General features: G+C 67.1%; 10 protein-coding genes. 6 read left to right on the plus strand and 4 right to left on the minus strand.

Annotated elements, in window-relative coordinates; translation table 11 throughout:
* Positions 1–6: 6 nt before the first annotated feature.
* Positions 7–1452, minus strand: coding sequence for a succinylglutamate-semialdehyde dehydrogenase (locus C2R25_RS04655; protein ID WP_103728064.1), 1446 nt, complete (start codon positions 1450–1452; stop codon positions 7–9).
* 334 nt (positions 1453–1786) lie between these two features.
* On the opposite strand from C2R25_RS04655, the gene C2R25_RS04660 reads away from it, so the two are divergent.
* The 5 genes from C2R25_RS04660 to C2R25_RS04680 all read left to right on the plus strand — a co-directional run bounded on the left by C2R25_RS04660 (position 1787) and on the right by C2R25_RS04680 (position 7586).
* Positions 1787–2653, plus strand: coding sequence for an alpha/beta fold hydrolase (locus C2R25_RS04660; RefSeq protein ID WP_103728065.1), 867 nt, complete (start codon positions 1787–1789; stop codon positions 2651–2653).
* Positions 2654–2657: 4 nt separating this feature from the next.
* Positions 2658–3785, plus strand: coding sequence for a glycosyltransferase (locus tag C2R25_RS04665; protein WP_103728066.1), 1128 nt, complete (start codon positions 2658–2660; stop codon positions 3783–3785).
* 120 nt (positions 3786–3905) lie between these two features.
* Complete coding sequence (locus C2R25_RS04670) at positions 3906–4706, plus strand: tetratricopeptide repeat protein (protein ID WP_103728067.1); 801 nt, start codon at positions 3906–3908, stop codon at positions 4704–4706.
* A 30-nt stretch (positions 4707–4736) separates the two neighbouring features.
* Complete coding sequence (locus tag C2R25_RS04675) at positions 4737–6101, plus strand: PQQ-binding-like beta-propeller repeat protein (RefSeq protein ID WP_103728580.1); 1365 nt, start codon at positions 4737–4739, stop codon at positions 6099–6101.
* 75 nt (positions 6102–6176) lie between these two features.
* Positions 6177–7586 (plus strand): isoprenylcysteine carboxylmethyltransferase family protein, encoded by a 1410-nt coding sequence (locus C2R25_RS04680; RefSeq protein ID WP_199183763.1) that lies wholly within the window; start codon positions 6177–6179, stop codon positions 7584–7586.
* On the opposite strand, the gene C2R25_RS04685 is transcribed toward C2R25_RS04680, so the two are convergent.
* Positions 7565–8938, minus strand: coding sequence for a glutamate--cysteine ligase (locus C2R25_RS04685; protein ID WP_103728068.1), 1374 nt, complete (start codon positions 8936–8938; stop codon positions 7565–7567). The two genes, C2R25_RS04680 and C2R25_RS04685, sit on opposite strands and share 22 nt — an antisense overlap.
* Before the next feature lie 57 nt (positions 8939–8995).
* Positions 8996–9754, minus strand: coding sequence for a 16S rRNA (uracil(1498)-N(3))-methyltransferase (locus C2R25_RS04690; protein WP_103728069.1), 759 nt, complete (start codon positions 9752–9754; stop codon positions 8996–8998).
* Between the two features lie 142 nt (positions 9755–9896).
* Between C2R25_RS04690 and ubiA the strand changes: the two genes are divergently transcribed.
* Positions 9897–10811, plus strand: a complete 915-nt coding sequence (gene ubiA, locus C2R25_RS04695) for a 4-hydroxybenzoate octaprenyltransferase (protein WP_103728581.1) — start codon at positions 9897–9899, stop codon at positions 10809–10811.
* Positions 10812–10850: 39 nt separating this feature from the next.
* On the opposite strand, the gene C2R25_RS04700 is transcribed toward ubiA, so the two are convergent.
* Positions 10851–14291 (minus strand): chromosome segregation SMC family protein, encoded by a 3441-nt coding sequence (locus C2R25_RS04700; protein ID WP_103728070.1) that lies wholly within the window; start codon positions 14289–14291, stop codon positions 10851–10853.

The following is a 14291-nucleotide window of genomic DNA, read 5'->3' on the forward strand; positions in this document are numbered from 1 at the left end:
CGACCGTCAGCGAAGGCCGACGCCGATCACCGCGCGCGGTTGGTCCATTTCGCCCGAGGCGACGGGATAGGCGCAGTAGTCCGCCGCATAGAAGCCGCTGGGGCGGTTGTTGCCCGACAGGCCGACGCCGCCCATGGGGGCCGAATGGCTGGGACCGATCGTGGGGCGATTCCAGTTGATGATGCCGGCCCGCACATTGGCCCAGAAGCGATTGTATTCCTGCGGGGTCCCCCCGATCAGCGAGGCGGCGAGGCCATAGCGGCTGGCGTTGGCCTCTGCGATCGCCTCGTCGAAGTCGGACACGCGCACGACCTGCAGGACGGGGCCGAAGATCTCCCCGTCCGGCCGTTCCTCCATCCCGGTCACGTCGATGATCGCGGGGCTGAGGAAAGGAAGGCCATCATGATAGCGCACGAGGTGCTTGATCGGCTTACCGCCGTGACTGAGCAGGTGAAGAAACCGCTCCGTCAGTCCGTCGGCGGCCGCATTGTCGATGACGGGCCCCATGAACGGCGCCGGTTCGTCGAAAGGTCCTCCGCAGATGAGGCGATCGGCTAGGGTTTTCACTTCGCCGATGAGCGCGTCGTACACTGTGTCCCGAACGATCAGCCGCCGGGCGGCCGTGCAGCGCTGGCCGGCCGTAGCGAAGGCGGACTGCACGACGATCGCGGCCGCGTCGGTCAGCTTCGGAGTATCCCAGACCACCATCGGATTGTTTCCGCCCATCTCGAGCGCAACCAGCCGGTCGGGGCGTGCGGCGAGGCGGCGGTTGATGGCGATCCCGTTGGCTGCAGAGCCTGTGAAGAGGACGCCATCCACCCCGTCATGGCCGACGAGCGCCTCGCCCTCAGCCGGTCCGCCCGGCGCGAACTGTATGGCTGCGGCCGGTATGCCTGCGCGGTGGAAGCATCGCGTCAGCATCTCGCCTGTGGCAGGAGCGCGCTCGCTGGGCTTGAAGATGACGGCGTTGCCGGCGATCAGGGCCGGGACGATATGGGTGTTGGCAAGGTGTGCGGGGTAATTGAACGGGCTCAGCACGACCATCACGCCATGCGGCTTGTGGCGCACGGCCATCACGCCCTGCAGGGCGGAATCGAGCCGGCGCTGGGCCGTCCGTTCCGCATAGGCGCGGATCGAGACTTCCACCTTCGCGACGACGGCGTCGACTTCGGACCGGGCTTCCCACATCGGCTTGCCCACTTCGCGGGCGATGCACGTGGCGAGCGCCTCGGCGTCCTTGCGCACTTCGTTGGCGAAGCGGCGCAACAGTTCCATCCTGGTCGACAATGGCTGTGCGGCCCATGTCGGCCAGGCGCGCCGGGCGCGCGCGACCGTCTCGTCAACATCGGCGACAGCGCCACGCCAGATCTCCGCGCCCGTTGCCGGTTCGTAGGAGACGATCTCCGCCGTGGCTTCGAATCGGCCTGTTGCCCTGTGGAGTTGTCCGCTCACGAATCCGTTTTCCTGGTGCGACTGCCCGCCCTCAGCGTTTCTTCAGCATCTTGCGGGGGCTAACGCTCGTTAGCCGATCGGGTTCAACATTTCACCTGCATGGCACAGCTATTCCTACCACGCTCCTAACATGGGGTGAATCGGGCCGGCTCCACCATCTCGAATCCATGCGCGCGTTCAGGGCTGGGCGCTCCGCTGATGGCAGAGCGGTGTGCTGCGCCTTTCGGGGCAGGATGGGTTGCGGATCGAAGGGCATGCCGCGATAGTGGCCGTCCAACGGCTTTGCTGACGGCCGGATACTTGTCTTTGCCAACGAAGAGGTTGCCGCCCCGGCATGAAGGTTTTCGAAGATCGCTTCTGGTCTAGCCGCGACGGTCTAACACTGCACTTTCGAGATTACCCGGGGCCCGGGGGCGAAGGCAGCCGCCTGCCCGTTCTGTGCCTCCATGGCCTGACCAGGAACGCTCGCGACTTCGACGTACTGGCGCCGCGTCTTGCGGCCGGGCGGCGGGTGATCTGCCCGGACCTGCGCGGTCGCGGCGACAGCGAGTACGCCAAGGATTCGGGCACGTACAATCCCGCCCAGTACGCCGAGGACGTCCTCGCCCTGATCGAGCAGGAGAAGCTGGATCGGTTCGTGGTGATCGGCACTTCGCTCGGCGGCCTCGTGGCGATGAGCCTGGCGACCATGCTGCCCGGCCGGATCGCCGGCGCCGTCATAAACGACGTCGGTCCTTCGCTCGAGCCGACCGGTCTGGGGCGGATCAAGGACTATGTGGGGCAGGGACGTAGCTGGCCGACGTGGGTCCATGCCGCGCGGGGGCTGGAGGACATTCAGGGACGCGCGCACCCCAACCAGCCGCTCGACTTCTGGATCGGCATCGCGAAGCGCCTGATGACGGTGAGCGGCAGCGGCCGCATCGTCTTCGATTACGACATGAAGGTTGCGGAGCCCATCATCGCCCTTGACGTCGAGGCGCAGCCCGACCTGTGGGAGGCCTGGGATGCGCTTGCGCGGGTGCCGGTCCTTGTCGTACGTGGCGCCCTGTCCGACCTCCTTTCCGCAGAGACGCTGGCGAAGATGCTGAGCCGCGCCCCGGGAGCCGAAGCGCTGACGCTCGAAGGCATCGGCCATGCTCCCACGCTCGACGAGCCGGAATCGGTGGTTGCCATAATGCGGCTGCTGGACCGCGCGGTCTGAGGCGTTGCGCGTCCTCCATCTTCATTCGAGCTTCGCGGCGGGCGGCAAGGAACTACGCGCCGTTCGCCTGATGAACCTGTTCGGTCAAGCGGTCGAACACACGGTTGTTTCCGCCCAGCCCGGCGCCTTCGGGGCAAGGCAGGCCCTGGATCGCGATCTTGACGTCGCGTTCCCGGCCGATTTCCCGAGCCTCCAGGGCCGTCCGACGCCTCGGCGTCTCCTGCGCCTCGCCCGTGCCATGAAGGGGTTCGATCTCGTTCTCAGCTACAACTGGGGCGCAATGGATGGGGTGCTGGCGCACCGCATATGGGCAGGCGTGCTCGGGCTGCCGCCGCTGGTGCACCATGAAGACGGCTTCAACGAGGACGAAGCCCGGCGCCTCAAGCCCGGCCGCAATCTCTTTCGCCGCGTGGCGCTTGGCGGTGCCCGCGCGCTGGTGGTGCCCTCCCGGCGGTTGGAAGCGGTGGCCTTGGAGCGGTGGGCGCAGCCGCGCGAACGGGTGCGGCTGATCACCAATGGCATCCCGACCGGGGTCTACGCCAGGGCGCCTGTGGAGGGCATGGTCGCAGGGCTGACGAAAGCGCCGGGGCAGAAGTGGGTGGGGACGCTGGCCGGATTGCGGGCCGTCAAGAATCTCCCCCGGCTGGTGCGGGCTTTCGCCGGCCTTCCGCCCGAATGGCATCTGGTGATTCTCGGAGAGGGGCCGGAGCGCGAGACGATCCTGGCACAGGCGGCATCATCCGGGGTGGCTGACCGCGTACACCTTCCCGGATTCGTGCCGAACCCGTCGCTGACGGTCGGGCTGTTCGATCTTTTCGCCTTGTCCTCCGACAGTGAGCAGTTTCCGATCTCCGTCGTGGAGGCGATGGCATCGGGAATCGCCGTCGCTTCGCCTGCCGTCGGCGACGTGGCGGACATGGTGGCGGCTGAGAATCAGCAGGCGATCACACCCCCCGGGGATGAAGCGGCTCTGGCCGGGGCCATGGCCTTGCTGGCGTCGGACGAGCCCCTGCGCACGGCGATCGGCGAGGCAAACCGTGAGCGCGCCCGGGCGCTTTACGACGAGGACGCAATGGTCCGTGCCTATGTGCAAACCTACGCCGCCGCGCTGGGCCGGGAGCGTTTTCCCTGACAAAGAGTCTATTCAGGGCTGCTTCACCGGGAGCCGGGCACCGACATCCCCGTTGAAAAGCACCACCCATTCGCTAAACAGCCCGCAACCTTCCCGATTTTCCGCAGAAAGCGCCCGATCTTGGCCCTGCCTCCCGACACAACTTCCGCCACCAACCCTGCGGGCGCCGCTCGCAATGCGGCCCAGCAGGACGTTTTCCTGCGCGAAGTCGATGACGCCGTGCGTCAGGACCAGCTCGAAAGCTTCATGAGCCGCTACGGGAAGCCGCTGCTGGCGCTCATCCTTATCGCGCTCCTGGCCTTCGGCGGCTGGATCTACTGGAGCCACCGCCAGACTCAGGAGCGTGAGCAGCGGTCCGAGGCCTATGTTCAGGCGATGGATGCCCTTCAGGCGAACAATCTTGACGCGGCCAAGGCGAAACTGTCCCCGATCGCTTCGGCCAGCGGCTCGGACGCGACGGTCGTCTCGTCGCGGCTGATGCTTGCCGGGATCGCCTTGCAGCAGGACCGCAAGGCGGATGCGCTGAAGATCTACCGTGAGGTCGCAGCCGACGAAAAGGCGCCGCAACCGCTGCGCGACCTTGCGACGGTGCGACAGGTGGCCGCCGATTTCGACGCGATGAAGCCGGACGATGTCGTCAGCCGGTTGAAGCCCATGGCCGCTCCCGGGAACCCCTGGTTCGGTCCCGCCGCTGAACTGGTCGGCATGGCATACCTCAAGCAGGGCAAGGACAGCCAGGCGGGTCCGCTTTTCTCCGCCATCGCCAAGGACGAAGCGGTCGACAACGGCCTGCGCAGCCGCGCGCGCCAGCTCGCGGCCACGCTGGGCGTGGACGCAGTGGAAGATCAGGTGAATGAGCAGGGTGAGCCTCTGGACACTGCGGCGGCCAAAATCGTCAAGCGCGCGGAAGCCGGGAACTGAAGATAAGATATGGCACGTGAGGACATTCGCATGAACGCAGCACGCAACACGACTTCGCGGCCCCGTGCGCGCAAGGTCATGCCGCTGATCGCCCTCGCGCTGGTCGCGGGTCTTTCCGGCTGCAAGGTCTTCGGCGGTGGCAAGGGCCCGGCCAAGACGCCGACCGTGGGAGAGCGCGTGCCGATCCTGTCCCGGATCGAGAGTGGCGCCAAGGTCGATCCGACGCTCGGCGCCGTGTCCGTCATCCTGCCGCCCGCGCAGGTGAACCCCACGTGGGCGCAGGGAGGCAACACCGCCAGCAAGGCCTATGGCCACCTCGCCCTTGCCGACAACCCGACGAAGACCTGGTCCGTGCAGATCGCCGGATCGTCGAACCGGGCGCGCCTCGCGGCTGCACCGGTCGTCGGGGGCGGCAAGCTTTTCGTCATCGATACCGAAGGCACCGTTCACGCTTTCGACGCGCAGAGCGGCGCAAAGATTTGGACGAAGAGCGTTTCCGTCAGCGGCAACAACGCCAATTCCGTCTTTGGCGGCGGCGTCAGCTTCGACGGCGATCGTGTCTACGTCACGACGGGGCTGGGCGAAGTTGCGGCCTTGAACGCGGCGGACGGTAGCCAGATCTGGAGCAAAAAGCCGGGCGGGCCACTGCGCGGTGCACCGACGATCGGGTTCAACCAGGTCTTCGTGATGACGCAGGACAACCAGATCATCGCCCTCAATGCGGGCGATGGAGCGACCGTATGGCAGGAGTCCGCTTCGCTGACGCAGTCCGGCGTGTTCGGCGTCGCCTCTCCGGCGCTGGGGCAGGGCACGGTGATCGCGGGCTTCTCATCGGGCGAGCTCGTGGCTTATCGTTATGAGAACGGCCGTCAGGTCTGGTCCGACGCCTTGTCGCGCACCTCGATCTCGACGGAAGTGGGCAGCCTCACCGATGTCGACGCTGACCCGATCATCGATGCCGGTCGCGTTTACGCGCTGGGACAGGGCGGACGCATGGCGGCGTACGAACTCGTCACCGGCCAGCGGATCTGGGAACTCAACCTCGCAGGGATCTCGACACCGGCGGTGGTGGGGGACTGGGTCTTCACGCTGGACGATCATGCCGAAATCCTCGCCATTGCCCGTTCCACCGGGAAGGTGCGCTGGTTGACCGAGCTCGATCGGTACAAGAACGCCAAGAAGCGCAAGGGTCCGATCTTCTGGGTCGGTCCCGTAATGGCGGGCAACAAGCTGTGGATCGCGAACTCGGAGGGCCTGGTGGCGACCGTGGATCCCACCAGCGGCGCGATGACGCCCTTCACTGAACTGGATGAGGCGGTATCGCTGGCTCCGGTCGTCGCGAACCAGACGCTCTACATCCTCGACGACTCCGGCCGGATCACGGCGTATCGTTGATGCCGCGTGCCTCCTCATCGCCTGCGGTGAGGAGGGTTTGCGGTGCCTTAACCTATCGCGGGTAGGGCCGCTCTCATGAGCACAGCCTTTAGAAAAACCGGTGCGCGGCCCGCCAGCGATGTTTCTGCCGGCGTCGGCCTTGCGGGGCTGGCCGCACTGGCCTTCTGGATCGTGCTGTGCCGCAACTGGGCTCCGATCGCAGAGGGGCTGTCACTGCCCGGGCCACAGGCGCCGCTGAGTGGCCCTTATGCATCGGTGGCAACTCTGTTCTTCACCGGTGCGGCCATGACGCTGTGGTCCCTGTGCGTGGACAAGGTTCACCTGCGTCCCTCCACGGGTATCGACTGGACTGCGCGGCGGGCATTTGCGGAGACGCTGGACACATCAATAACTAAGATCGTCTCCCTCTGGGCGACCTGGGCACTGATCGGGGGCTTCTACTGGGTGTGCCGCTGGTATTGGGACGGACAGTACCTCTTCGCCATGCAGGTCATCGGTTCCGCTGCCATACCTCTCGTCGTGCTTTCCATTCCCTACGTCCTGTGGATCGACCGTGTTCTCGTGAACCCGCGCGACTCGGCGTGGCATTTCGGAGCGATGCTGATCGGCCGGGAAGCCTGGGACGTGGTGGAGGTGCGCAGGCACTGGCGAGCATGGGCGATCAAGGGGTTCTTCGGCGCCTTCATGATCTCGATCCTGCCAGGAGGATTCGCGCGTATCGTCGAGGCGGATTTCAGCGCTGTCCTGAACCAGCCGGTCGAGCTCGCTTCTCTCCTGATCGAGGGGCTTTTCCTGGTCGACGTGCAGATCGGCACGGTGGGATACCTCTTCACCTTCCGGCCGCTCGACGCGCACATCCGCAGCGGCAATCCGTTGCTGGCGGGCTGGGTTGCTGCCCTTATATGCTATCCGCCGTTCGTCTGGGGCACGATGGGGCGAGCGGACGTTCTCGGCTACGAGGTCAATACCGGCGGCTGGGCACACTGGGCCGCTGCCTACGACGGTCTGTTGTGGGCATGGGCGGCGCTCTTGGTCTTGCTGACTGCCGCGTACGCCTGGGCCACCTTTGCTTTCGGCCTTCGTTTTTCCAACCTCACCTATCGAGGCGTGCTCACGAACGGTCCGTACCGCTTCACGCGCCACCCCGCCTACCTTTCCAAGAACCTGTTCTGGTGGGCCTCCGCCGTTCCGTTTCTGGTCACTAACGGGTCGGTTACGGACGCGGTGCGAAACACGGTCATGCTGTCCGTCGTCAGCGGCATTTATTACTGGCGCGCCCGGACGGAAGAGGCACACCTTCTGGCCGAAGATTCCAAGTACCGCGAGTACCACGCCTGGATGAGCGAAAATACATCCATCACCCGCGCGCTGAGAGCTGTAGCCGCCTCCTGCTGCCCCGCGGGCCGCAAATGCAACCCGCAGAGTGAGGAGAGTGACGGCCGACGTGGGCGCGGCGGATTCGCTCAGAAGGATTTGAGCGCGTAGATGCGGGACAAGTCGCCGGCCCATTCGCCGTTGTAGAGATCGAGAAGCCGCTGGGCTGGCACCTTGCCGCTGGCGACGATCTCGGCAAGCGGGTCCAGATATCCGGTCTCGTTCTCGCCGGCAGCGTTCAGCCGTGCCCGCGCGGCCAGGCCGGAGCGGGCGATGCCGACGACTTCGCCGGCGATGTCGCGCAGGGTGCCGCCGCCCGGCAGCGGAGCATCGAGGCCAAGGCGCGGCGCGGCGGAGCGGAGCGCCTCGCGCCCCTCCATGTCCCAGCCCTTCACCAGGTCCCACGCCGCGTCGAGTGCGCCCTGATCGTAGAGCAGGCCGACCCAGAAGGCGGGAAGGGCGCAGATGCGGCTCCACGGGCCACCGTCGGCTCCCCGCATTTCCAGGAACGACTTTAGGCGAACCTCGGGGAATGCGGTGGAAAGATGGTCCTGCCAGTCCGACAGGCGCGGCTTCTCGCCGGGCAGGACCGACAGTTCACCCCTGAGGAAGTCCCGGAACGACAGGCCGGCCGCATCGATATACCTGCCCTCGCGGAAGACGAAGTACATCGGCACGTCCAGCATGTATTCGACATAGCGCTGGTAACCGAAGCCGTCTTCGAAGACGAAGGGCAGCATGCCGGTGCGCGCCGGATCGGTGTCCGACCAGATGTGGCTGCGATACGAAAGGAAGCCGTTGGGCTTCCCCTCGGTGAACGGCGAGTTCGCGAACAGCGCGGTCGCCAGGGGCTGCAGCGCCAGCGAGGTGCGGAACTTCTGTACCATGTCCGCTTCGCTCGAATAATCGAGGTTCACCTGAATCGTGCAGGTGCGCAGCATCATGTCGAGGCCCATCGACCCCACGCGCGGCATGTGCCGCAGCATGATGTCATAGCGGCCCTTCGGCATGATCGGCAGCTCTTCGCGGGTCTTGTCCGGCCACATGCCGAGGCCGAGGTAGGCCTTTCCGATCCGCTCCCCGATCTTCTTCACCTGGGCCAGATGACGCCCCGTTTCGGCGCAGGTCTGGTGAAGATCCTCCAGCGGGGCACCCGAGAGCTCGAGCTGGCCGGCGGGCTCCAGGCTGACCGTGCCGTCCGATCCCTTCATCGCGATGACGTTCCCGCCTTCGACGATGGGTTCCCAGCCGAACTCAGTCAGGTTCATGAGGAGATCGCGGATGCCGCCCTGTTCACCGTAGGACGGAGCGTGATGATCGGCGGTGTCGTACACGAACTTTTCGTGTTCGGTGCCGATGCGCCAAGCCTCGCGCGGCTTTTCACCCGCAGCCATCGGCGCGGCAAGTTGATCCAGGCTTTCGATCGTCGGATCTTCACGATCCGAAACCTCACGGGTGCTCATGGCCGCGGAATTAGAGCCGCGCGCGAGGCTGCGCCACTGTTTTTTGTTCCGCGCGGTTCAGAAAGCGTCGACAGCCCAGTCTCCGGCCGTGGCCATCCACAAGGCGGTGGCGGATATGCAGGCGGTTTCGGCTCTCAGGATGCGGGGCCCAAGGGTGATGGCGCGCGCCTGCGGGAGGGCATGGATGAGCGCGCGTTCGTCCTCGTCGAAGCCGCCTTCCGGTCCTACCAGAAGCGCGGCCGGCCCCGGGTTTGCCGCGAAGGTGGCGGCTGCGGGTGCTCCGCCCTGCTCATCGGCGAAGAACAGCGTACGCGTATCGGACCAGTCGCGCAGCATGGCTTCAAGGCGGACGACGGACTCCACGCGGGGCAGTGCTGTCCGTGCGCATTGCTCGGCGGCTTCGATCACGATGGCGAGGGCGCGTTCCGGATTGAGCTTGTCCGCCACGCATCGGCGGGTAATCAGCGGCTGCACGGCGGAGACTCCCAGCTCGGTGGCCTTCTCCAGCACGAGGTCGTAGTTCGGCTTCTTGAGCAGGGCGGCGCACAGCACGAAGTCCGGCACGTCTTCGCGGGCACGCAGCAACTTGCGAACATCGAGCAGGACGTCGCGCTTACCCGCCGACACGACTTCGCAGGCCCATTCGCCGGTTCGGTTGTCGCAGGCGATCACTGCGTCGCCAGCGCTTACCCGCATCACCCTGCCCAGATAGTGTGCCTGCTGTCCTTCGATCGTGATCTGCTCTCCCTCCGTAAGAGGGCCGGGCACGAAGAGGCGGGGAGCCGAACGGGGTGGCCATGCGGGTGTAGCGGGCATGATGGACGGTGTTCCTCAAGGATGCGGAGCTTCGGAAAACCCTTCTTGCGGCATGCACGCGGCGATGCAACGCCGGGGCCTCTACGTTCACCAGTCACGTTCGCGCATGACACGGCGTTCGCTTTGCACTATTCATCGTATAATGATCGAACCTGCGCTCGTTCCAGACAGTCAGCACCGCGGCTTGGTCTCGTTACTGCCCCAGCCGTTTCGCGACTTCGCCATGCTGGCGCGGTTCGACCGCCCGATCGGGTGGTGGCTGCTGTTCTGGCCCTGCGCCTGGAGCGTGCTGCTCGCGGGCGGCGAACAGGAATTCATGCTTCTTGGCTGGCTCCTGCTCGGTTCCATCGTGATGCGCGGGGCGGGCTGCGTCTTCAACGACATCGTCGATGCCGATCTCGACCGGCGTGTGGCGCGAACCGCCAAGCGGCCGGTGGCAAGTGGCCGGGTCAGCAAGCCCGCCGCCTGGACATGGCTGGTGCTGCTCTGCCTCATCGGCCTTGTCGTGCTTCTGCAACTGCGGCTGGAAGCGCAACTCGTCGCCTTGGCGAGCCTCGCCCTTGTCGCAGGCTATCCTTTCATGAAGCGGATCACCTGGTGGCCGCAGGCGTGGCTCGGAATGGTGTTCACCTGGGGGGTGCTTGTGGGATGGATCGAGATCCGCAGCGACGGTCTTCTCGCAATGGGTGCCTTGTACCTCGGTTCGATCCTGTGGTGCATCGGTTACGACACGATCTACGCGATCCAGGACATCGAGGACGACGCCATCGTCGGCATCCGCTCTTCCGCCCGCCGTCTCGGCACACGGGTACGTGGAGGTGTCGCGGGCTTCTACACCGGCGCGCTGGCGCTGTGGGCGCTGGCATTCTGGCTGACCCGGCCGGACTGGGTCGCGCTGCTGGCCCTCGTGCCCATGGGGGCGCATCTGGGCTTCCAGGTCGTCACGCTTGATCCTGCCGATGGCGACAACGCGCTCGCACGTTTCCGTTCCAACCGCGATGCCGGCCTGGTCATGGCACTGGCGTGCTGGGTGGTGGGCAACGCCGGCATCGTCTGACGCAGCGCCGGCGCAAGCGGGCGCGTCCTGCGAACAGCCTCACTGCGCGGCGGCAAGCAACTCTTCCGCGCCGCCCAGATCGACGCTGACCAGCCGCGATATTCCCTTTTCGACCATCGTGACGCCGAACAGGCGATGCATCCGGCTCATCGTCACAGCGTTGTGCGTGACGACGAGATAGCGCGTATCGGTTTCGCGCGTCATCGCCTCCAGCAGATCGCAGAACCGCTCGATGTTGGCGTCATCAAGCGGTGCGTCCACCTCGTCCAGCACGCACAGCGGGGCCGGATTGGTGAGGAAAAGGCCGAAGATCAGCGCGATCGCCGTCAGCGCCTGCTCGCCTCCGGAGAGCAGCGTCAGCGACTGCAGCCGCTTGCCGGGCGGCTGAGCGTAGATTTCCAGCCCTGCCTCCAGCGGATCATCCGAATCGACGAGCGCGAGATGGGCCTGCCCACCCTGGAACAGCTGCGTGAACAGGCGGCGGAAGTGCCCATCCACCGCTTCGAAGGCGGCGCGCAGCCGTTCCCGGCCCTCCCGGTTGAGGTTGCCGATCGAGCCGCGCAGCCGGTTCACGGCTTCCGTCAGCTCCGCTTTTTCGCTGACGCTGAGGCCAAGCTGCGCCTCCGCCTGAGCGAGTTCGTCAGCCGCAACGAGATTGACGGGGCCGATCCGCTCCCGGTCCGCGACGAGCCGGTCCATGCCCGCGCCTTCGGCTTCCGCCGTGCCGACGTCCGCCGGGCTGAAGGGAAACTTTCCGGCCAGAAGCGGCGGCGGGCACTGGAAGCGTTCGCCCGAAAGGCGGTTCAGCTCCGAGCGCCGTCCGTCCTCATGCTCGGCCCGTGCCAGCGCGCCGGCGCGGCCTTCACGGGCGGCGGCCAGCGTCTCCTGCGAGGCTGCGAGAGCGGCATCCGCCTTGCCCGCCTGTTCGGTGGCGGCACTGACCGCCGCTTCGGCCTTCGCGAGTTCTTCCGCCAGGCGCAGCCGGATCGCTTCACCCTGTTCGATCTGCTCCAGCAACGCCTTCGGCTTTGCTGCCATGATCGCGCGTTCGGCTTCGATCTCCTCAAGCCGGCCCGCCATCTGAGCGAGGCGGTTGGCGGCGTCCCCGGAGCGCGCTTGCCAGCCCCGGATATCGCCGCGCTGTGACGCCGTGCGCTCCTGCCCGACGGCAAGCGCCTGGTCGTGACTGGCCAGAGCCGCCATGGCGTGCTGGAGCGCAGAGCGCGCCTCCCCATTCCGCTCCTGTGCGGCTTTGAGCGCGTCGCGGCCCGCTTCGGGGTCCGGCAGAGCCGCGCGCTTCGCCTCGGCCACGGCGAAATCAGCCTCCACGTTGGCTCGCTGCTCGGCCATGTCCGCAAGCGTCCTGTCCAGCTCGGCCCGGCGAGCCTGCTGGCGTGACCGCGCGTCCTCAGCCCGGTCGACCTCGCGCAGCGCGCCGCGCTCCGCATCGGCAGAGGCGGCGATCGCACGTTCTGCCGCAACGACTCGGGCGGCGGTCTCCGCCAGTTCCTGCTGCACGCCCGCCTGCCTCGCTTCGGCATCGGCCACGGCCTCGCGCAGGGGCGGCAGCCTCGCGTCGAGGTCGGCGAAGCGGTTTTCCGCCTCGAGCCGCGCAGCCTCGGCCGCGCCTTCGCCGCGCGCGATGAAACCGTCCCAGCGGCGCAGTACACCGGCGCGCGTCACCAGCCATTCCCCCGGCTGAAGCGTGCGGCCGTCATCCTCATCCGCCACGTGGACCAGAGCCATGCGCGCGGCCAAGGCCGGGGGACAATCGATGACATGAGCATCAAGGGCGTCAGGCACGCGCGGCGGCGCGTCGGCCCCTGTCCAGAAGCGGCCGTCTGCTCCGGGCACGCTGCCGAGCGGCGCCCTGGCATCGCGCCCCAGCACGGCCGCGACGGCACGCTCGTAGCCCGGCGCCGCTCGCACCGCGTCGATTGCGGCGGGTAGACCGTGCGCGGCTTTCGCGCTCTTCGCGCGCGCGTCCCGGTCGCGCAGCAGAGCAGCGTGTTCCCGCTCGATGCCGGTAAGATCGGCCCTGGCGCCAGAGAGGGCCGATGCCGCCGCGTCGCGATCAGCCTGAAGAGCGGCCTTGCGCGCCTGCAGTTCCTCCAGCCCCTCCCGGGCTTCGGCAAGCTGCAGGGTGGCGGCTTCCGCGCGGCCACGGGCCGCGGCGATGGCAGCCGCCAGTTCGGCCGGATCAACAAGCGCGGCCATCTGCGCCTCTATCCGCGCTGCGTCCTGAGCGACCCGGGCCTGCCGGTTACGAGCCTGGGTCAGTTCCGATTCGGCGATGCGCCACTCCGCCTCCACGCCGGCCTGCTTCGCTGTCGCCTGCGCCAAGTCGAGCTCCGCCGCGCGAGAGGCCTGCTCCGCCCCTTCGACAGCGTTAGCCAGGCGCGGGCGCAGCGCTTCGTCGGTGGCAAGCTGCTTCTCACCCTGGGCAAGCTCGCGCTCCAGCCGGGCCAATGCTTCTGCCGCATCACGCGTCAGGCGATCCGCGTCGCGGCGGTCTTCTTCCAGACGCACGCGCTGGCGTTCAAGATCCGCGATCCGCTGTTCGGCCGCTTCGAGCTGGCTGGTGAGCGTCGCGAGGCGATGGCCCTGCGCGTTGGCGTCGTCCCGGCGGTCAGTAAGTTCGTCACGCGCGGCGGCCAGAGCCTTGGCTGCCTGCGCCTGCTGTGCCTGCGCCTTGGCGGCCAGCGCCTGCGTTGCGGCGACCCGGGTCTCGGCGGCCTCGGCATCCTTGCGGGCGGCGTCTGCCGCTTCCGCGGCGTCCCGCCAGCGCGCGAACAGGAGGCGGGCTTCGGCCAGCCGGATCTGGTCCGTCAGCGCCTTGTAGCGATCGGCTGCCTTGGCCTGCCTTCTGAGAGCGCCGACCTGCTTGTCCAGACCGGCCATGATGTCGTCCAGCCGGGCCAGGTTGGCTTCGGTTGCCCGCAGGCGCTGCTCGGCGTCCTTGCGGCGGACATGAAGCCCGGCGATGCCGGCAGCTTCTTCGAGCATGGCCCGCCGCTCTGCCGGCTTGGCGGCGATCACGGCAGCGATCCGGCCCTGGCTGACGAGCGCCGGGCTGTGCGCACCGGTGGCGGCGTCGGCAAAGATGAGCGCGACATCCTTGGCGCGCACGTCCCGGCCGTTGATGCGGTACGCGCTTCCAGCGCCGCGTTCGATGCGGCGAACGACCTCGAGTTCTTCCCGCGTCGTGTCGCCCCTTGCGACCGTGTCGGCCTTCAGAACCACCTCGGCAAAGGCGCGGGGCGGGCGGTGGGCCGTGCCGGCGAAGATCACATCCTCCATGCCGCCGCCGCGCATGGACTTGGGCGAGCTTTCGCCCATCACCCAGCGGATGGCTTCCAGGAGGTTCGACTTGCCGCAGCCGTTGGGGCCGACGATGCCCGTCAGCCCCGGTTCGATGCGCAGTTCAGCGGGTTCGACGAAACTCTTGAAGCCGCTCAGCTTCAGCCGGTGAATACGCAT

The organism is Novosphingobium sp. HII-3 (assembly GCF_002916655.1).
Classification (GTDB): domain Bacteria; phylum Pseudomonadota; class Alphaproteobacteria; order Sphingomonadales; family Sphingomonadaceae; genus Novosphingobium; species Novosphingobium panipatense.